At 70.3% G+C, this 18,531-nt stretch carries 20 protein-coding genes and 1 pseudogene; 7 read left to right on the plus strand and 14 right to left on the minus strand.

Features of this window, described 5'->3' with window-relative positions:
• Complete coding sequence (locus STRTU_RS06500) at positions 1 to 342, plus strand: hypothetical protein (protein WP_159742664.1); 342 nt, start codon at positions 1 to 3, stop codon at positions 340 to 342.
• A gap of 80 nt (positions 343 to 422) precedes the next feature.
• Here STRTU_RS06500 and STRTU_RS06505 read toward each other — a convergent pair whose 3' ends face one another.
• Positions 423 to 1,403 carry a helix-turn-helix domain-containing protein gene (locus tag STRTU_RS06505; protein ID WP_159742665.1) on the minus strand — a complete coding sequence of 327 codons (981 nt, stop codon included), beginning with the start codon at positions 1,401 to 1,403 and terminating at the stop codon, positions 423 to 425.
• A gap of 325 nt (positions 1,404 to 1,728) precedes the next feature.
• Here STRTU_RS06505 and STRTU_RS06510 point away from each other — a divergent pair, with 325 nt between their 5' ends.
• On the plus strand, positions 1,729 to 2,001 hold the full coding sequence (locus STRTU_RS06510) for a hypothetical protein (RefSeq protein WP_159742666.1): 273 nt from the start codon (positions 1,729 to 1,731) through the stop codon (positions 1,999 to 2,001).
• Between the two features lie 751 nt (positions 2,002 to 2,752).
• Here the strand turns inward: STRTU_RS06510 and STRTU_RS06515 are convergent.
• Positions 2,753 to 4,027: an MFS transporter gene (locus tag STRTU_RS06515; protein ID WP_269777339.1), complete on the minus strand. Its 1,275-nt coding sequence runs from the start codon at positions 4,025 to 4,027 to the stop codon at positions 2,753 to 2,755.
• Between the two features lie 39 nt (positions 4,028 to 4,066).
• Between STRTU_RS06515 and STRTU_RS06520 the strand changes: the two genes are divergently transcribed.
• Positions 4,067 to 5,011 carry a carbohydrate kinase family protein gene (locus tag STRTU_RS06520; protein ID WP_159742668.1) on the plus strand — a complete coding sequence of 315 codons (945 nt, stop codon included), beginning with the start codon at positions 4,067 to 4,069 and terminating at the stop codon, positions 5,009 to 5,011.
• On the opposite strand, the gene STRTU_RS06525 is transcribed toward STRTU_RS06520, so the two are convergent.
• From STRTU_RS06525 to STRTU_RS06580, 12 genes and pseudogenes are all read right to left on the minus strand, one after another.
• On the minus strand, positions 4,959 to 5,465 hold the full coding sequence (locus tag STRTU_RS06525; protein ID WP_159742669.1) for an NUDIX domain-containing protein: 507 nt from the start codon (positions 5,463 to 5,465) through the stop codon (positions 4,959 to 4,961). The genes STRTU_RS06520 and STRTU_RS06525 overlap by 53 nt on opposite strands.
• Before the next feature lie 40 nt (positions 5,466 to 5,505).
• Complete coding sequence (locus tag STRTU_RS06530) at positions 5,506 to 6,774, minus strand: UbiD family decarboxylase (protein WP_159742670.1); 1,269 nt, start codon at positions 6,772 to 6,774, stop codon at positions 5,506 to 5,508.
• Complete coding sequence (locus STRTU_RS06535; RefSeq protein WP_159742671.1) at positions 6,771 to 7,355, minus strand: phosphoribosyltransferase; 585 nt, start codon at positions 7,353 to 7,355, stop codon at positions 6,771 to 6,773. Before STRTU_RS06535 ends, STRTU_RS06530 begins: the two co-directional genes overlap by 4 nt.
• On the minus strand, positions 7,352 to 8,509 hold the full coding sequence (locus tag STRTU_RS06540) for an IMP dehydrogenase (protein WP_159742672.1): 1,158 nt from the start codon (positions 8,507 to 8,509) through the stop codon (positions 7,352 to 7,354). Before STRTU_RS06540 ends, STRTU_RS06535 begins: the two co-directional genes overlap by 4 nt.
• Before the next feature lie 16 nt (positions 8,510 to 8,525).
• A complete protein-coding gene (folE, locus tag STRTU_RS06545; RefSeq protein ID WP_246240158.1) occupies positions 8,526 to 9,125 on the minus strand; it encodes a GTP cyclohydrolase I in 600 nt (199 codons plus the stop codon).
• Positions 9,126 to 9,737, minus strand: a pseudogene (locus STRTU_RS06550) (radical SAM protein); the annotation flags it as partial.
• Between the two features lie 207 nt (positions 9,738 to 9,944).
• Positions 9,945 to 10,322, minus strand: coding sequence for a 6-pyruvoyl trahydropterin synthase family protein (locus tag STRTU_RS06555; protein WP_159742673.1), 378 nt, complete (start codon positions 10,320 to 10,322; stop codon positions 9,945 to 9,947).
• Between the two features lie 266 nt (positions 10,323 to 10,588).
• Positions 10,589 to 10,765 carry a (2Fe-2S)-binding protein gene (locus tag STRTU_RS06560; RefSeq protein WP_159742674.1) on the minus strand — a complete coding sequence of 59 codons (177 nt, stop codon included), beginning with the start codon at positions 10,763 to 10,765 and terminating at the stop codon, positions 10,589 to 10,591.
• On the minus strand, positions 10,762 to 12,093 hold the full coding sequence (locus STRTU_RS06565) for an aminotransferase class III-fold pyridoxal phosphate-dependent enzyme (RefSeq protein ID WP_159742675.1): 1,332 nt from the start codon (positions 12,091 to 12,093) through the stop codon (positions 10,762 to 10,764). Before STRTU_RS06565 ends, STRTU_RS06560 begins: the two co-directional genes overlap by 4 nt.
• Positions 12,090 to 13,058, minus strand: a complete 969-nt coding sequence (locus tag STRTU_RS06570) for a nucleoside-diphosphate kinase (RefSeq protein WP_159742676.1) — start codon at positions 13,056 to 13,058, stop codon at positions 12,090 to 12,092. The genes STRTU_RS06565 and STRTU_RS06570 overlap by 4 nt, the downstream gene beginning before the upstream one ends.
• 4 nt (positions 13,059 to 13,062) lie before the next feature.
• Positions 13,063 to 13,947: a formyltransferase family protein gene (locus STRTU_RS06575; RefSeq protein WP_218039297.1), complete on the minus strand. Its 885-nt coding sequence runs from the start codon at positions 13,945 to 13,947 to the stop codon at positions 13,063 to 13,065.
• Positions 13,947 to 15,131: a hypothetical protein gene (locus tag STRTU_RS06580; protein WP_174878819.1), complete on the minus strand. Its 1,185-nt coding sequence runs from the start codon at positions 15,129 to 15,131 to the stop codon at positions 13,947 to 13,949. The genes STRTU_RS06575 and STRTU_RS06580 overlap by 1 nt, the downstream gene beginning before the upstream one ends.
• 242 nt (positions 15,132 to 15,373) lie before the next feature.
• Here STRTU_RS06580 and STRTU_RS06585 point away from each other — a divergent pair, with 242 nt between their 5' ends.
• The 4 genes from STRTU_RS06585 to STRTU_RS06600 are packed head-to-tail and all read left to right on the plus strand — an operon-like array spanning position 15,374 to position 18,505.
• Complete coding sequence (locus tag STRTU_RS06585) at positions 15,374 to 16,054, plus strand: HAD-IA family hydrolase (RefSeq protein ID WP_159742677.1); 681 nt, start codon at positions 15,374 to 15,376, stop codon at positions 16,052 to 16,054.
• Entirely contained in the window at positions 16,051 to 16,911 is an 861-nt protein-coding gene (locus tag STRTU_RS06590; RefSeq protein WP_159742678.1) for an HAD family hydrolase, read from the plus strand. Before STRTU_RS06585 ends, STRTU_RS06590 begins: the two co-directional genes overlap by 4 nt.
• Positions 16,905 to 17,561 carry a dTMP kinase gene (locus STRTU_RS06595; protein WP_159742679.1) on the plus strand — a complete coding sequence of 219 codons (657 nt, stop codon included), beginning with the start codon at positions 16,905 to 16,907 and terminating at the stop codon, positions 17,559 to 17,561. Before STRTU_RS06590 ends, STRTU_RS06595 begins: the two co-directional genes overlap by 7 nt.
• Positions 17,558 to 18,505, plus strand: a complete 948-nt coding sequence (locus STRTU_RS06600) for a hypothetical protein (RefSeq protein ID WP_218039298.1) — start codon at positions 17,558 to 17,560, stop codon at positions 18,503 to 18,505. The genes STRTU_RS06595 and STRTU_RS06600 overlap by 4 nt, the downstream gene beginning before the upstream one ends.
• Positions 18,506 to 18,531: the final 26 nt, after the last annotated feature.

Below are 18,531 nucleotides of genomic sequence, written 5' to 3' on the forward strand. Positions count from 1 at the left end.
ATGGATGAGGAAGTCACGGAAGGTTTCGTCGGTCCGTACGACCCTGTGAGCAGCGACTATTGGGGCGTGAAGGGGCGTCGGGAGGTGGAGGAGGCCGGCTCGCTGCTTGTGAATACCCTGCTCCGGATCAGGGTGGATATTCCCAATATCGAGATCCTTAACGACTGCGCCAATTGCGGCCGCAAGGAACCTCGGATCAGCTTGGGCTATCTGTCCATCGATGAGACGAACGAGATGGCACGGAAGATCGAGAAGGTGCTGGACGAGCTTGACTGTCTGCGCAAGGAGCGTGCTACCGGAAAAGCTCATCTGCCGCACGCTCATCCCCGCTCGGACGAATAGCGGACCAGGTCGCGGCCACGCATCGCACAAAGGCAAAGGCAAAGGCAGAAAAGGGGAGCGGCAAGGGGCCCGGTGTCTCGTCAGAGCCAGCCCTGGCGGACGGCTTCGGCGCCGGCCTGGAAGCGGCCCTGGGCGTTGAGGCGCTTCAGGAGGTCGGCCATGAGGCGGCGGACGGTGCGGATGGAGACGCCGAGTTTGCGGGCTATGCCCTCGTCGGTGAGGCCGTCTTCCAGCATCTTCAGGAGTGCCAGGTCGCGTTCGCTGGGTCCTTCAGAGTCGAGGGCGGGGACGTCCCCGAGGGGGGTGGCGCGATCCCAGACGAGGTCGAAGAGTTGGTTGAGGGCCGCGACCACGCTGGAGAGATGGATGACGAACGCGCCATCCTGGCTGGCGTCCTGGTTCACCGGGACCACGGCGATGGAGCGGTCGCACAGGATCAGGCGCATCGGCAGCGACGGGACCGTACGGGCCTGGCCTCCGCGAGCCGTGAACAACGTGGCGTATTCGACCGTGGCGTGGTCGTTGCGGACGCTGTCCAGGTAGACCGTCTGCATACGTACGCCACGCGCCAGGGTCTTCTCGTCCAGGGGGCCGGCCGCCGCCAGGGCTCCCGGGCTCAGCGCGCCGCCGGGCATGAAGGCGCGGACCTCGGAACCGGCGTTCTGGGCGAGTTCCTGAAGGCGGAGGCGGACGCTTTCCACGCCTTCGAGGCGTTCTAACCCCTGGGCGCCGGACTGGATACGCAGCGAGGTGTACTCGGCGGCCAGGGCGGCCACCGTCGCCCGGTCGCGGGAGAGCCGGGCGCGCTGCTCGTCGAGTTCGGCTTCCATCCGCTCAAGAACGGGCTTGAGTTCGACGTCGGGGTTGGCGGTGATGAAGCGTCCGGCGTCGCCGGAGAGGCGCAGCAGGGACAGTCGGGCGAGCCGGTCGAGCGCTGCGCAGACCTCCTGCTCCGGCAGGCCGAGGTGGTGCTGGATGTCGGCGATGCCCCAGTCGGGATGGAGGAGGAGGGTGCGGTAGATGTCCTGGTCCTGTGCGGCCAGCCCGACAGTCTCCAGCATTCCGGTCATCCCCCGTTTCCCGCGGCAGACGAGGGCCGCGGTTCGGCGCATCATACTGACAGGCATGTTCGGTCCAATAGAACATATTTATCATGACAGTTGCAGGTTTCTTGAGGCAGGTTGGCGAGATCCTGCGGCAGGTGATCGCCGTCTTCGGGCGGGTGACTCACGGCGGGAGTGGCAGCTCCATGTCATGTCCGCAAGCGGCCCCGCTTCCGGCGGATCCATGGGGCCCGCAGACGCTTAGGTTCCTTCCATGTACGCCATCAGGGTTGTCCTTCAACCGGATCGATGGGCCTCTCGAACTGCTCAACAGCTCTGTGCCGTGGCATCCGAGCGGATCCGGCAGGACGCACAGCCGGGGGTGGAACACGTCAGCCTCGTCGCCAGCCGGCACCGGGTGCTGGCCATGACCTTCGTGATGGCCGCCGACCTGTGGGAGGCCGAGCAACTGGCCGCGTCCGCCTGGGCCGAGTGGCTCGACCGGAGCTGGCTCGACGGCTGGCGGCTCGCTTCCTGTGCGGCGGACCTGGCGCTCGGCGTGTGGGCGGTGCAGGCGTCGATCAAGCCGGACGGCGGGATGTCCGGGGTCGGCTGAGCCGGTCTCTCCTCCTACGGCTGTGCCCTCTTCTCTGCCGTGGAAGGCTAGCCGATGTTCTCGAATTCCCGACGGCCCTTTTTCGCCATCCGTCGGCCGGGAAATGCGGCGCCGCCGGCTTCGCCGGTGGGTACGGTGGGCCGTTGTACGCCCGCCCTGCCACGGGCAGCCGACCGGTGGGCTATGGCAGTTGTAGGTCATGTCCGCCAGTTGCCATCGAAGAACGGTGGCGCAAAGCCTCCACACGGGCCAGTATCTCGTCAGTCGACCGGAGAGCGCTCCTCCACAAGATCGCGCCTCCGGAAAGACGCAAGCATTTTCTGAGTTTCGGACTCCCCTCTGCGCCGCTTCGGCGTGCACGAAAAGTGTGAGGTTGAGATGAGCCATTGCGTCACGAAGACCTTCCGGGCGATGTCCCTTTCCCTGCTTTCCCCGCCTTTCACGCTTCCTGTGTTGTCCGCGGCGCAGGTGCCCGATGGCGGTGTCGCATCGGCCTCTCGGGGTGGGTTACCGCAGGTCGCGACCGCCATGATGGCCACCAACAACTGGGCGTGGGACTGAAGAGCGAGGCATGATGTCGCATCAGATCAACTGGCCCATGGCCTGTCTGTCGGCCGGCACGATCGACTGGCCTGCCGTCCACCGTGCCGGACATCACCGACCCTGAATTCAGCGTCCCCGAATTCGACGCCCCGGAATCAGCGCCCAGGAATCAACGCCCCGGACGTTTTCCCTCGTCCGCCACCGACGGTCACGCCGCCTCCCCCGCAGCCCTCGTCCCGTACGACGGCTGCCGTACGGCGATCAGCAGCAGCACCAGACCCGCCGCGCACACCGCCAGCAGACACGGCCCCACGGCCCACCAGCCGCCCGCCGCGGTCACCGCGAGCCCCACCAGGGGCGGCGTGGCCAGCGCTCCGATGCTGCCGAACTGCGCGACCAGACCGTTGGCGGCGCCCAGGTCGGCGGCCGCACGTACCGCCAGCGGCACGGCCGCGAACACGGTGGCCACCACCAGCTCGTTGGCGAGGGCGACGACCAGCGCGCTGCCCACCGAGACCCCGAGCCCGCCCGTACCGGCGAAGGCGGCGAACGCTCCGGCGGGCATCAACAGCGTGGCCACGAACAGGAACTTCACGGGGATGCCCCGTACCAGCAGCCAGCTCGCCAGGAAGCCGCCGGCCACCCCGGCCAGCGACACCACACCGGTGAGGGTGCCGGCCGTCTCCATGGACAGGCCGAACTCCTCGTGCAGACAGGCGGGGTAGAGGGTGACGCAGGCGACGATCGACCCGCTGACCGTGGCGAAACCGGCGCCCAGCGCCATGGGCCGGGCGAGCCGGCGTACGGTCGCCGCCCGGTCCGCGCCCGGCGGCGTCTTCTCTTCCCTCTTCGGCGCCACCGCGGGCAGCCGGGTGGCCCCCACGGCGACCACCAGGGTTCCCACCGCGGCGACCGTCAGCCATCCCCGCCAGTCGAGCCACATCGAGAGCATCCCGCCCGCGAAGGAGCCGAGCGCCAGGCCCACCGGCATGAACGTGCCCCAGATCGCGAGCGCCCCGGTCAGCTGCTTGCCGTCGCCCAGCGAGAACAGCAGCACGGGTGCGACGATCACCACGACGACATAGCCCACGCCCTCCACCAGCCGGCCGCCCAGCATCGCGCCGAAGCTGTCGGTCCGGGCGCAGAACAGCCCGGCCGCGCCCATGACCGCGAGCCCGGCGACCAGCATGCGGTGCGGCGGCAGCGGGCGGACCAGATAGCTGACGAACAGACCGAGCACGGCGGCGACGGAGGTCACCAGCGAGGTGAGGAGAGCGACTTGGGCCAGGGAAAGGGAAAGGTCCGCGCGCAGCGCCACGGAGATCGGGGTCATTTTCCCCATACTTGTGGCGGCGAAGACCCCGGCCAGATAAATTAGGCAGAACTTCCATCGGAACGCGCGCGCCGATCGCTCTTTCGTTAATTCTTCGGCGGTCGGCCGAATTTCCTTTTCCTGCCTGGTGACTTCGGTCTCCTCTGTCATCAAGCCTTCCTCGCTCTTCGATTTTCGGGGGATAATCCTGTGGGGTACGACGTGCTCGTGCTGGGCTCGCTCGTGATGGACCGCAAATACTTCGCCGTCGGGAGTCTGGGCGGCGCCGCCCCGGTCTGGGGCGTACAGCGGCACCACGGCGGCGTCGGCCGCAATATCGCCGTCAACACCGCCCGGCTCGGGGCCCGTACGGCCTTCGCCGGGCTGTCCGGGTACGGGCGGGATGCCGCCGACCTGGAGGCGGAGCTGACGGGCCTCGGCGTACGGCCGCTGCATCTGCTGCGCACCGAGGACGGGACGGGCCACTGGGACGTCCTGCTCGACGAAGGGGGCCGGCAGATCACCTCCCGTATCGCGCTGCCTGACCCGGCCGCCGGACGGGACCTGGCCGGGCCCGCCCTCGCCGGGACCGTCGCGGCGGCGAAGGCCGTGGCCGCCGAGGGCGGACTCGACGAGGAGCTGCTCACCTGGCTGTCGCGGGAGGCCGGGAAGCACGGGACACCGGTGGTCGGTCTGCCCACCCGGCAACGGGACTTCGGCCCGCGTGCCCATCTGCTGCCGCTGTACGACGTGCTGCTGCTCAACGCCCGCGAGGCCCAGGCCCTCACCGGGCAGCCGGGCACGCCCGCCGAGCAGGCGCGGCGGCTGCTCGGGCGCGGGCCCCGGGTGGTCGTGGTGACCGCGGGCGCGGACGGTGCCGCCGTGGCCTCCGCCGAGCAGCCCGAGCCGCTGACGCTGCCCGCCGAGGCCGGGCCCTGCGCCGACGACACCGGGGCCGGGGACGCGCTGGCGTCCGCGTTCCTCGTCCACCTCGTACGCGGTGCGAGCCCCAAGGCGGCCCTGGCCCTGGGGCTGCGCGCGGCGCGGCTGACGATCGCCTGCCGGCAGAACACCTGCCGCACCCTGGCGACGGATCCGGCACTCACGGCGCGCCGCACCGGGCGGTGGACGCCACCCGGTGAGCGTGCATCGTGATGCCGTCGGCCGCCAGTGCCCGCGCGATGGTCTCCTCGTCGTAGGAGGCCAGTCCGGCGTCGGTGAGGATCTGCAGGTCCGTGGAGTGCATATCGATCTCCGAGATCCGGGCCTGCCGGATCGCTCCGACGTTGTCCCCGTCGAACCCGGGGCGCAGCGCGTACTCGCCGTCGGCCAGGAAGGCGAACATCAGCAGGTGGTAGCCGCCCTGCTCCCAGGTGCCGGTGAACTCGTAGACGGAGAAAAGCGAGCAGGACGTGACGGCGATGCCGGTCTCCTCGCGCGCCTCCCGCAGCGCGGCGGCCTCGGCCGGCTCGCCCGGCTCGATGCCGCCGCCGGGCAGCAGCCAGTTGTTCGCGTACGGCCCCTTGAGCTGGCGGATGAAGGTGACGGTGTCGCCGGGTCCGGGGATCACCATCAGCGCCGCGGGCAGCGCTCGCGCGAATCGGTCCATCGTTGTGCAGTCCTCGCTCGGTGCGGTGTCGGTCGTCGGTTCAGTACTCGGTCGGCCAGCCGTCCGGCGGGATCACCAGGGCGAGGCCGATCCGTTCCCCCTCCACCCGGCCCTTGCGGTAATAGGGCTCGGTCCGGGTGGTGAAGCCATAAGTGGCCAGCGCCTGGCCCGGGTTGGCGAGGTCGGGGCCGCAGATGACCACCTTGGAGCGTACGTCGAAGGCCATCGCCGCACGCACCAATTCCTGGCTCGGCTCATCCGTTTCGATGTACGCCACGAACTCGCCGCGCGCCCTGATCGAGTAGTGCACCGACTTGATCTGATGACCGAGGCCGTGCAGTTGGGCGTACATCAGGTACTCGTTCTGGAAGCTCATCAGGGTCAGCCCCGAGCGGGCGCCCGCGACGATTGTCGGCCAGGGCGCGCCGGGGGTGGCGAAGACCCCGGTGACGGTGAGGACGTTGCTGCGCCGTGCCTCGGCGTAGTAGCCCTTGAACTCCCCGAACGGGCCCTCGACCGCGTCCTGCTCCTGGACGTACCCGGTGATGACATGGGTGGCGTGGTCCGGCACCGGGGGGAAGCCGCCCACGGAGCCGCCCACGTCCACCGGCCGGCCGAGGAGCCGCGCCGCGATCTCGTAGTCGTCGCCCTCGGCCGGCAGCCGGGAGGCGGCCACCACGGTCAGTGCCGGATCGGCGCCGGAGAACAGCGAGATCGGCATCGGGCGGCCGGTCTCCAGCCAGGCGAGCAGATTGCGGTGCCCGTCGGTGCGCGGATCGAGGAAGATCCGCGCCTCGTTGGGGCCGACCACCTGGGTGCGGTAGAAGCCCATGTTGACGCCGCTGCCGTCGGGCCGTGTGGTCACTCCGACCCCGGCGGTGATGTACGGTCCCGCGTCGCCGGGGCGGTGCTGGAGGATCGGCAGGTCGTCCAGCATGCCGGGCAACTCACGGCGGCGGACCGGGAGTTGAGAAGAGGCCCCCGGCGACGGGACAGGTCCCGCGAGCCGCCGGGACATCTCCGGGAGGTGCTTCTCCTCCGTCGTGCCCAGCGCGGCCAGCAGCACCTCCCGCGGATAGGGGTGGCACAGCACCCGGGCCCCCGGCCGCTCGGCGATGTCCGTGAACACCACCGTCGGCCGGGCCCCGTGTTCCTGCTCGATCCCGGCGAGGGTCCGCGCCACCTCGACCCGGCTGCTGATCGGGCGGTCGTAGGTGTAGAGGTCCACGGCGTCGTAACAGCCGGGCAGCCCGGCCGCGGCGGCGTCCGCGGCCGGGGTCAGCCCACTGCCGGGGAAGCCGCCGCTCACCGGTGCACCCGCGCCGCGGCGGGGAACGGACGGCAGTCGTCGGTGGCCTCCCGGGACGTCTCCCAGGGGAAGACGATCCAGTCGTCGATGACCGCCGGGCAGTGTTCGGGCACATAGCCGCTGCGGTGATTGCGGACGACCGCGGCGAACCGCACGTCCTCGCGTGCGACCCCGGCGGCGGCGAGGAACTCCAGGACCGCGTCGGCGGTCGCCCCCGTGCCCACGATGTCGTCGACGACCAGGACCTTGTCGCCCGCGCCCAGCCCGAGCGGGACCGAGGTGTCGACCACGGGCCGCTGCTTGGCGGCGTACCGGCTGTCGTCGGCCGTCCTGCGCACCCGGATGGTGTGCATGACCGGCACATCCAGCGCGCAGGTCAGATATCCGCCCGCCGCGAGTCCGCCGCGGGCCACGGCGAGCACGGCGTCCGGTGTGAAGCCCGCCGCCCGTACCTCCCCGGCGATGTCCTCCAGCAGCTGCCCGAAGGTCGCCATGTCGAGGAGGTAGGGCCCCTGCCGGGTCCACATGCCGGGCTGCTCGCCCGCCACGGCCGTCGGCTCGGCGACCTGTTCCGCGCTCATCCCGCCACCGCCTTCGCGACATGGTCGATATCGATCTGCACCGAGCGCTCCCGGGCGTGCGGCACATTCTCCGCGCGGCCCGCGGCCGTGACCCGGATGAACTCGGCCTGTGCCCGGAAGGTGTCCAGGTCACGGGCGCCCGAGTAGCTCATCGCGGACTGCACCCCGCCGACGAGCTGACGCAGCGTCCGGGCCAGTGGCCCGGAGGCCGGGAAGGTCGCCTCGACGCCCTCCGGGACATAGTCGTCGACCTCCTCCTGGGTGACCGTGCCGCCCGCCGCGCTCCGCAGGGTGAGCTCCATGCCGAGCGAGACGAAGCCGTTGCTGACCCGGTAGTGGCGGCCGTCCCGTTCCACGGGGGTGGCCTCGCTCTCGTCGGCGCCCGCGAGCGCCGATCCGAGCATCACCGCCTGTGCCCCGGCCGCGAGCGCCTTGGCGATATCGCCGGCCTGCCGGATGCCGCCGTCCGCGATGATCGCCACCCCGGCCCCGGCGGCCGCGTCGGCGCAGTCCATGACCGCGGTCAGCTGTGGCACTCCGGTGCCCGCCACCAGCCGTGTGGTGCACACACCGCCCGGCCCGATCCCGACCTTCACCACCTGGGCCCCGGCCGCCGCCAGATCCCGCACGCCCTCCGCCGTGGCCACGTTGCCCGCGATGAGCGGCGTATCGGGATAGGCGGCGCGCAGCTCCCGCACGGTGGCGATGGTCTGGTCGCTGTGCCCGTGCGCGACATCCACCAGCAGGATGTCCGCACCGTGCGCGACCAGCCGGTCCGCCCGTTCCCGCCAGTCGCCGGTGACGCCGACGGCCGCGCCGGCCAGCAGCCGGCCCCGGTCGTCGAGCGTGGCCCGCCCGGCCTGCTCACCGTCGACCGGTGCGGCCTTGACCGCGTCCAGCTGGGCGACCTGCTGCTCGACGGTCTGCATCCGGTGCAGGATGCCGAGACCGCCTTGCAAGGCCATCGCGGTCGCCATCCGGTCGCCGGTGCACCACTGGGTGTTGGCCGAGATGACCGGCACCCGCAGCGTCAGTCCGGGCAGCAGCTCGGTGCCGGGGTCGGCATGGCGTCTGCTGGTCAGCGAGGTGCGCCGGGGCACGAACAGCACGTCGTCGAAGCTCAGCCCGGTCCGCTTCGGTTCGGAGATTCGCATCTGCGGTGTCCTCCCCTCAGCGGTTGCTGTCGCTGGTGAGCGCGATCAGCTCGCTCCGCAGCGCGGAGTCCTTGAGCGCGCCCCGCCACACGGCGGTGGTCATCGTGGCAGGCGTACGGATACCGCGCATGGCCATGCACAGGTGCTCACCGCGGCCGATGACCGCGACATCGGGGGAGCCGGTCAGCCGCTCGACCTCGTCGGCGATCTGCTGCGACAGCTGCTCCTGCGACTGGAGCTTATGGGCGTGCTGATGCGCGATCCGGGCGAACTTGCTCAGGCCCAGCATCTTCTCCTGCGGCAGATAGCCGATGGTGAACCGGCAGGAGAACGGCAGCAGATGGTGCTCGCACAGCGACCACACGCTGATGCCGGAGACGCCGACGAGGTTGCCGCTCGCCGTGGTCTCGAAGAGGGTGTCGACGGACCCGGGGTCGTACTGGGTGAACTCGCGCCACCAGCGCGCATAGCGTGCCGGGGTGTCCCGCAGCCCCTCCCGTTCGGGGTCCTCCCCGATCTCCACGAGAAGCTGCCGGGCGACCGCCTCCAACGGGTCCTTGCCCTCCTCGCCCAGCAGGGGCAAGTCCTCGGACAACACTTCGATGCTGCTGGTCACTCAGACACCCCGCTTGCTTCCCCACACGTTCACGTGCAGTCGTCCGGACAGATTCCACTTGCGTGCGATCACGTCGTCGGCCAACGTGCGCATTCCCAGGTCGATCTCCTCGGGGGACTGCCCCCGGGGCATGATCCAGATGTTCTTCAGGCCGAACCGGCGTACCAGCTCCTCGACCTCGGCCAGATCCGACGCGTCGCCGCAGACGAACTTGAAGGCCACGCCCGGCATTTGGCCGAAGCGTTGCAGCGCCTGCGGGACGATCCGCCGTCCCTCGGCGACCCCGGAGTGCGCCAGTTTCGGCGACACATTGAACCGGGCGCCCGCGGCCACCAGCGCATCGGACGGCTCGACGGTGCCATTGGTCTCGAATTCGACCATGATCCGGTGTTCCGCCAGCGCCTGGACCACGGGCAGCACCCGGTCCTGCTGGCTGAGCGGTTCACCGCCCGAGATGACGATCAGCTCGACACCGAAGCCGAGCAGCCGCTCGGTGACCTCGGTGACGGTCAGGGTGTGCAGCTCATCCGCAGCACGGTAGGCGATGCCGGTGTCCGACTCACCCTTCCAGTCCCACGTGTACGGCGTATCGCACCAGCGGCAGGTGAGATTGCAGCCGCCGAGCCGGAGAAACGCACACGATCTTCCAGTCGAAGGTCCTTCGCCCTGTACGGCGCTAGGTGGGTCCGAACATCTCGTTGACCACGAGCTTCGGAACCGCCATTTTCACCACCCCCTCAAGCCCGAACGGGCTTGTCCGTCCGGGAATTCATCGGAGAATTCCCGGAGTTGGTCTGCGAATCGGGTTGTCGCGCTCGGTCAGGCGGTGGGCCCGGCGGGCCGGTACGTCGCCCAGGTCTTCGGCGTCTCCGAGACCCGTACGGCGGTCAGCTCCGGAAAGTCGGAGGACCACGTCCGGTAGACCCACTGGGCGAGGTGCTCGGCCGTCGGGTTCACGCCGGGCATCAGGTCGTTCAGATGGCGGTGGTCGACCGTGTCGTCGAGCCACTTCTTGACGACGCCCAGTTCGCCGTAGTCCCGCACGAAGCCGGGTTCGGTCAACTCGTCCTGAGCGGCGCTCAATTCGAGCAGTACGATGTAGTTGTGGCCGTGCAGTCGGCCGCACTGGTGGTCCGGCGGAAGTCCGTCCAGCTGGTGACTGGCGGAGAAGTGGAACTCCTTGGTGATGGAATACACGGTCCGGATCCTCTCTCCCGTGTCGTTCCCATGGCGTCGGCTGCGCACCGGCTCCGGTGTGCACCCGAAGCGGTATCCGCTTTCCTGCGACGCGCGGGAAGTCCTCTGAAGTGGCCGGGGCGGAAGGTCTCTCCGGCCCACTCCATAGATCTTGAAGGGTGAAACGGCTCGGTGTCAGTGCTTGCCCCTGGCATTTGCAGGCCATGACCTTCAACGGCCAGGTGCGACCGGGGCGCCGGCGGGCCGGGGCGAGAGGCCCCGGCCGGTCACGCCAGGAGTTCTTCGAGGTCTTGCAGACAGTCGCCGCAGCCGGTGTTGGCACCGGTGGCCTCGCGCAGGGCGGGGATATCGCGAACCCCCGAGTCCACCGCCGTCAGGATGACGCTCTCCGGGACGTGCGCACACAGACAGACCAGCGGATCGTCCGTCGGGGGTGAGGTCATGCGCCGCCGCCCGCCAGGCTCTCCCCCAGCAAGGTCAGGGCCCGGTCCAGGACTTCCGCCATGACATCCAGCTCGCGCTCCGTGATGACCAGCGGCGGATGGATGTTGATCACGTCCGGTGCCATTCCGGTGGACGCGACGATCAGCCCGATCCGTGGGTCGGCCGACAGGCACAGACGCCGCAGCGCGGGAGCGTGGTCACCGGTCAGCACCAGGCGGGCGGCGCCGCCGAAGGCGCGGCAGTCGCTCACCAGGCCGGGATGGGCGGCCTGGAGCTGCTTCAGACGGTCCGTCAGCCCGGCGGCGAGCCGTTCCACGTCCGCGGCCGGGTCGGCCCAGCCGTCCCAGCGGTCCAGGACCGCCCGCGCGACACCCAGGGCATGCGGGATCCCGATGTAGGTCGAGGAGTGGCTGCCCGGCCGGTACGTCTGCGGGGCCGCGAGCGGTTCCCGTGCCCAGACGGCGCTCAGCGCCGCGGCGCCGTTGGTCAGGGCCTTGCTGGCGACGACCACATCGGGGGTGACCCCCGAGCGCTGGAAACCCCAGCGCGGACCGGTCCGGTGCATCCCGGTGAAGATCTCGTCGGCGATGACCACCGCGCCGTTGGCGCGCGCATGGTCCACCGCTGCGCGCAGCAGCGCGGCATCGGGCTCGACCATGCCGCTGACGTTCTGCACGGACTCGAAGATGAAGGCACTCACCTTGCGTGCGAAGCCGGCACCGCCGACGCCGGAGACCTCGGAGGCCCACCTGGTGGCCGCGGCGACGCAGCCCGTCGCACACGCCGCCGCCGGTGCCGCGGCGTGCGGACAGCGGCCGCAGTCGGGGCTGGGGAGCCGGACGACCTCCAGCCCCCACGCGGCGAGCAGTTCGCGGTAGCGCGGGCTGGAGCTGAGCATGCTGGTGACCCCGGACCGGCCGTGGAAGGCGCCTTCGAACACCACGACCGTGCCGGGTCCGACCGCGCTGAACGCGATGCGCAGGGCCGTCTCCATGCCCTGCGCGCCACCGAGGTCCAGTTCGACGCGTCCGGGGGCGCCGATGTCCTCGCTGAAGAGCCGCTCCAGCCGCTGGAGGACGCCCAGCCGCAGGTCGGACTCACAGAAGGACGGCAGTGCGGGCAGGTCCTCGCAGTAGGCGAGGGCGTCGCGCAGGATCTGCTTGTCGTAGCCCCAGGCGACGGTGCCGTTGGCGGCCTCGGCGTCGAGGTAGCGGCGCCCGTCGGCGGCTTCGAGGTAGCTCCCTTCGGCGCGTACGAAGCGCGGCACCTGCTCGGCACGGTAGATGAGGTTGCCCGCTCCGGCGAACCGGGGGATGGCAGTGGTCATGCGTATGTCACCTCGTTTGTCGCTTCGTCCGTCCGCTCGGTGCGCCAGGCGTCGGCCGTTCCGGTGGCGATGATCGGCAGGACTCCTGCTTCGTTGCAGTCGATCCAGCTGGTGAGGACGGTCAGGACGTCCCAGCGGCCGCTGCCGTCCGGAAGCGGTGCATGGCGCAGCACTCCGAGCCAGTCGTCGATGTGTGCGGGCTCCGCCCGGTCGCGGGCGCAGTCTCCCCACGGCCCCGGCTGCCGGGCCAGCCGGCCGATGCCGGCGGTGACGTCCAGGTCGTGTGCGGGGATCTCGGCTTCCAGTTCGGCGAGCAGCGTCGTCACGGTCTCCCAGGGGTCGGCGGCGCCGGTCACCTCCGTGCCGAAGAGCGGGCCCGCGCACCAGTCCCAGCCCGCCTGGTAGGAGAAGAGCTGCAACTCCCGTGCCACGTCGGCGGGTTCGTCGGCGGTGTGCATGAAGTTGAACAGGCCGTTGACCCGGCCGATTCTGGTGCGCAGGTCGGTGCTGCGTGCGGCGGAGGGCTCGGCCGAGCCCTTGGCGGCCGTCAGGCGGGCGCTGGCCGGCAGCCATTCCGGCCGGTTGCGGTCCGCCAGCAGCACGAGCAGGCTGCGGCCCGAGGACAGCAGCGGGTCCACCACGGCGATGCGCTGCGCGGAGGCGGCGTTGAACTGGTAGCGCCACAGTTCGCGGACGAGCAGCGGATCGAAGCGTACGGTGGTCGCCGCGGCCGGGTGCCAGCCTTCCGACCGCAGGGTGCGCAGGATCAGTTCGCAGCGGCGGCCGGCCACGGCGTCGGGCTTCAGCACGACGAAGGTGTGACGGTGCAGTGCCCCGGGGTCGCGCATCGGGGCCAGGGAGCCGAGCGCCTCGCGTACGTAGGGGTCGTAGCGGTAGAGCTTGGCCTTGTGGGGATCGCGCGTCAGCGGATCCAGGGCTCGGGCACCGATCGCGGTGTGCGGCACGGCGTCACATCCCCTCGGGGGTTTCTTCTGCGGTCAGTTGTCTGCCGCCCAGCGGTGTGGCGACACCGTCGACCAGGACGATCCGGCTTCCGTCGGGATGGCTGCCGGCTGCCAGTCCGAGTGCGCCGGCGGCGAAGGCCCGTACGGTCCACTCCAGGCAGGGGCGGTCGCTGAGGCGCTTCTGCTCCAGTTCCTGTGCCCAGGGATCCACGCCGTGCCGGACGGGGACGGGCGGGCCCTGGCACAGCACGGCGCCGCCGTCGTGGCTCTCGTCGACCAGGAAGCAGGAGGTGCGGGTGGTGGTGTGCCCGAGTTCCATGGCCTTCGCGACCGGGTCGTTGCCGGTCAGTACCCGGCGGTGGGTGTCATCGAGCAGGGCCAGGTCGCCGGGGTGCTGGTTGATCATCCGGCCGTGGTAGCGGGTGAGCAGATCGCCCTCGATCCAGCGGTGGTACGCCAGCACGACCAGGTCCAGCGGTCCGTGGTCCGTCTCCCAGGCGGCGATGCGGGTGTGGAGGCCGTCGTGCCACTGCCGGGCCCGCTGCCGGTACGCGGCGCGGCCGTCCGGGCCGGTGGCCTGCGAGGCCGTTCCGCAGCGGGCGTCGAAGTCGCCCGGCCATGCCTCGATTCCGTGCTCCCGGGCCAGGTCCAGTGCCTTGGAGCGGGTGCCGTGCGAGGCGACGAGGGCCACCTCGTAGCGGTCCGGCTCCCCACGCTGGAGGTCGATCAGGGTGCGCAGATTGGCGCCGGTGGCCGAGACGAGGACCCCGATCCGCAGCGGCCCTCCGGAGCCGGTCCGGCGCAGCGGAAGCGGAGCGGGGCTGGTGTCCTTCGTACCGCCGCCGTCCTTCGTACCGCCGGTGTCCGTCATACCGCCGGTGCCCGGCATCACGCGGCGTCCGCGATGTCGAAGGACGCCCACTGCTGGTGGATCGCCGTATGCATCCCCTCGGGGAGCAGCCCCTCCCCCAGCCCGGTGAGGCCGAAGGCGCGGTGGGCCGTACCGGCGGCCAGGTCCCACAGCTGCCGTCCTCTGATCTCGCGGCCCATCGCGTTGCGCATCTGCTGGGCCAGTGGCTGGGAGCCGGCCGCGACGATACCGCCCGACTGGTACCACAGGCCGTTCTCCTCGCCCTGGGTCAGCTCCTGGCCGCCGAGCCGGGCGGAGTCGCAGCGGTCGGTCATCATCATGGAGTTCTCCAGGCCCATGAGGTTCACCGCGCGCCCGGCGATGGCGAGGTCGACATGCTCGCCGTCGAAGTTGATGCAGGCGGCGATCCGGCCCGCGGCCGCCCCGCGCATGATGGCCGCCGGTACCGGACCGGCGATCTCGTCCATGGCGTCCAGCGTCCAGCCCGGCAGGTCGTACGAGGCGAGCGTGGCGTCCCGGGTCGCACGGGCCCGTGTGGTGCGGAAGGCGTGCCGGATGGTGAGCGGCATGTCGTTGAACAGATGGTCGGTCACCACCCGGGCGCCTGCGCCGTTCCACTCGGCGTCCCAGGCGATATCGACGATGTCCTTGACCAAATGGGCGCTCAGGCGTGGGTCGGTGCGGGTGAAGTGCCCCAGCGCGGGCCGCACTCCGTGGCCGAGCAGCATCGGGACGATCCACTCGAAGCCGGGATGGCGGTCGAAGGTCTGCCCGTGGAAGTCCGAGGCGGGCGAGAAGGCGTCGGGGGAAAGGACCATGTAGCACAGGCCGTAGTCACCGAGGCGGGCCAGCCGTTCCCACTCGGCACGCGTCGGGGCCCATACGGTGTCGGCCGGGGTGCCGCCGTGGCTGGAGAGCAGCGGCCCTTCCAGGGCGACGCCGACGACATGCGGGATGCGTCCGGCGCGCCGCATCGCGTCGTAGCGGCGCATGAAATCCTCAAACTCGCCCAGCCGTTGATGGTGCAGATACAGGGTCGGGATGCTGAGCACCCCCTCCTGCGCGCAGACCCGCTCAAGGAGTTCGAGGTCGAGCAGGGCGAACTCGGAGAAGTCCACACCGGCAAAGCCGTGACAGTGGACCTCCACAGGAAGCAGCGGATGGTGGGCCTGCTCGGCCGAGCCGGATATGTTCTCCATCATTCATCCCTCTTCGCGTTCCTGCTGCTTATTGCCAACCGCTTTGACAAGTATTGACAGATTGGACGGACGAGGGTCGACGATAGCATCGGGATTACCTGAGGCAAGTAACAGAAGTTGCCTAAGAGATATGGCCGTTGGGCAACTTGCCAACTATTGCCAACTGATCGTCAGGTGCTTGACTTCCCGGGCTCACGGTTCCTATGTTGATCTGGCAAAAGAGGTCAAGCGAGGCAGGAGTCCAGGTGGCGCACGAGCTGGTCGTTTTCGACAACAGCGGTGTCCTCGTGGACAGCGAGTCCCTCGGCAACCGCCTGCTGGCCGGGATGCTGACCGACGAGGTGGCGCCGACGACGTTCGCCGAAGCCGTCGAGCACTATCTGGGGAAGTCCTTCGCCGATATGGTCGAGACCGTCCGCCGGCGCACCGGTGCGGTCGTCCCCGACGACTTCGGCGCCCGGTTCCACGCCCGGCTCTTCGACACCTTCGAACGGGAACTCACCGCCGTTGACGGCGTGCACGAGGTCCTGGACGACCTCGACGCGCGGAACGTCCCCTACTGCGTGGCCTCCAACGACACCGCGGACCGGGTCGCCGTCTCACTCGGGCTCACCGGCCTCGCCCCCCGGCTGGCCGGCCGGATCTTCGGCGCGGACCAGGTGGCCCGCCCCAAACCCGCCCCCGACGTCTTTCTGCACGCGGCCCGGCGCTGCGGCGTCGCACCTGAGGCATGCTTGGTCATCGAGGACAGCGCCCGTGGAGTCGCCGCCGCGCGGGCGGCCGGCATGACGGTGTACGGCCTGGCCTCGGTCACTCCGCGTACCCGGCTCGGCGATGCCCAGCAGGTCCTCGGCTCGATGAGGGAGTTGCGCGATCTGATCCCCGCGCTCTTCCCCGACCCGCTGCTTCAGGAGACCCGCCGATGACCGACGACCGCCGCCTCGGCCTGCACATCTTCGACCTCGACGGCACGCTGCTGCGTTCCGACGCCACGCTCAGCGGCTACGCCCGTGACGGGCTCAACGCGCTGCTGGACGCGGGCACACCGCTGACCGTGGCCAGCGCCCGCAGCGCCGTCGCCATCCGCACCCTGCTCGCCGGGGTGCGGCTGACGCTGCCCGTCATCGAGCTCAACGGCGCGTTCCTCACCGACCTCGCCTCCGGCCGTCATCTGACCCACCGGACGCTCGACCCGGCGACGGCGACCAGCGCACTGGACGCCCTCGCACGCCTGGCCGCCGAGCCCGTGCTGACCACCTGGGACGGCACCACCGACCGGGTCCTGCACGGCCCGTGCGGCAACCCCGCCCTCGACTGGTACGTGGCGGAGAAGCGCGCCTACGGCGACCCCCGGCTCGGCGCCTACGAGGACCCGTACGCCGAGGTCACCGGCACACACACCGCCGCGGTGATCGCCTTCGTCCCCGACGAGCACGCGAAGGCCGCGGTCACGGTCCTCGAAGAGGCCCTCGGCGATGCGGCCGGTGTGCAGGCCGCCGCGAATCGCTACGTACCCGGCTGGACCGAGATCCAGATCGCGCACCCGCAGGCCGAAAAGGGCTTCGCCGTACGTCAGCTCGCGCAGACCGCCGGGCTCGGACACCTGCGGCTGACCGTGTACGGCGACCACCTGAACGACCTGCCCATGTTCGCCGTCGCCGACCGCACCGTCGCCCCCGCCAACGCGCACCCCGATGTCAGCGACCGGGCCGATGTGGTCACAGCCGCCAACGACGAGGACGGCATCATCCGTTACCTGCTGGACGGAGCCCAGCCGTGCTGATCGTCTTGGAGGGCATCGACGGCAGCGGCAAATCCACCGTCGCACGCCTGGTCGCACGGGAACTCGCCCCCGGCCGCACCGCCCCCGCGGGCAAGAAGGACATCGCGGCGGCGGACCCCGGAACCGCCGCCCGCGCCGACCTGTTACGCGAACTCATCTGGTCCTCGCCCGAAGAGCAGGGCGACACCTACGGAGCCGCGCACTGGATCCTGCTGATCGCCTCCTGGTACGCGGGGCTGGCCCGGCTGCGTCCTGAACTGGCGGACGGGAAGACCGTCACCGTGATGGACGGCTGGTACTACCGCAACATCGCCAAGACGCTGGTCCGCGAGCCGCTGGACGCGCACTGGGTCGAGTCGCTCTTCGCCCCTGTCCCGGAACCCGCCCTGACAGTCCTGCTGGATGTCGCCCCCGAGGTCGCCTGGTCGCGCCGCGACGGCTTCAAGGACACCGAGATCGGCCGCTGGGACGGCTTCACCGGTCCGCCGCGCGAGTCCTTCTGCGGCTACCAGTCGCTGGTGCGCCGCGAGTTGCTGCGGATGGCCGCGGAGCGCGGCTGGCCCGTACTGACCCCGGACCCGGACGAGCCGCCGGAGCAGATCGCGGCCGCCGTGGTGGCCGCGGCGCACGCGCGCAGGAGGACACCATGAGTCCCACCCGTGATGTGGTCGGCGCATCCGACCTCGACGTCTTCGCCGACACCCTCGCCGATGTCATCGCCGGACAGTACCCGGCGGACGAGCTCAACCGTCTGCCGGGCGCCACCTCACCGGCGGCCCTGCGGATCCGCGAGGCGTACGCGGAATCCCTCGCCGCCCGCGTCACCCAGGATCCGCCGGCCCGGCACGGCGGACCGCTGCCCGAACCGCTCCCGCACCAAGGAGAAAGCGTGCTCGACCACCTCGGCCAACTCACCGTCGACTGGAACGACTTCGAAGCAGCGGGCGAGACCACCCGCGATGTCGTCCAGCGCCTCGCGGACGACAAGGAATCCCTGCGCAAACTGGTCTACGACGTCGAGCACAAGCCGGAGCTGCTGGCCATGTGCGAGCGCCACCAGCTGCTCGACTACATCGTGCTGTACGACGCGCTGGACCGGGGCATCCGGCTGCGCCTGCACATCTCCACCGACGACCACTTCGACCGGCCGCACGACCACCGGTTCTCCTTCTCCAGCCGCATCCTGACGGGCGGATACACGCACACCTGGTACCACATGGACGGCGACCTCTACGGCGACGGCCCCGACCCGGAGGCCCGCCAGTACCTCAGCCGCCACACCCCGGACCCGCGGGCCCACGGCCACCTGGACAAGCTCACCCCGCACATCGTCCGCTGGGAGGCGCCGGGCAGCTGCTACACGCTGCACCACAGCGCCATCCACACCACGTTCACCACACCCGACACCGTCTCGCTCTTCCTGCGCGGGCCGGTCGAGAAGGACCGGTCGGTGATCATGGACAAGGAGGAGGGCGCCCTGTGGTGGCGCTTCGGCCGCCAGGACGAGCCCGAGGAGCGCCGCCGGGAGAAGTCCATGGGCCTCGACGCCTACCGGCAGATCCGTGACCGGCTGGAGAAGCTCGGCGTCATCTGACGCCCGGTGCGCTCCAGTCCCTTTCC

The organism is Streptomyces tubercidicus, assembly GCF_027497495.1.
Taxonomy (GTDB): domain Bacteria; phylum Actinomycetota; class Actinomycetes; order Streptomycetales; family Streptomycetaceae; genus Streptomyces; species Streptomyces tubercidicus.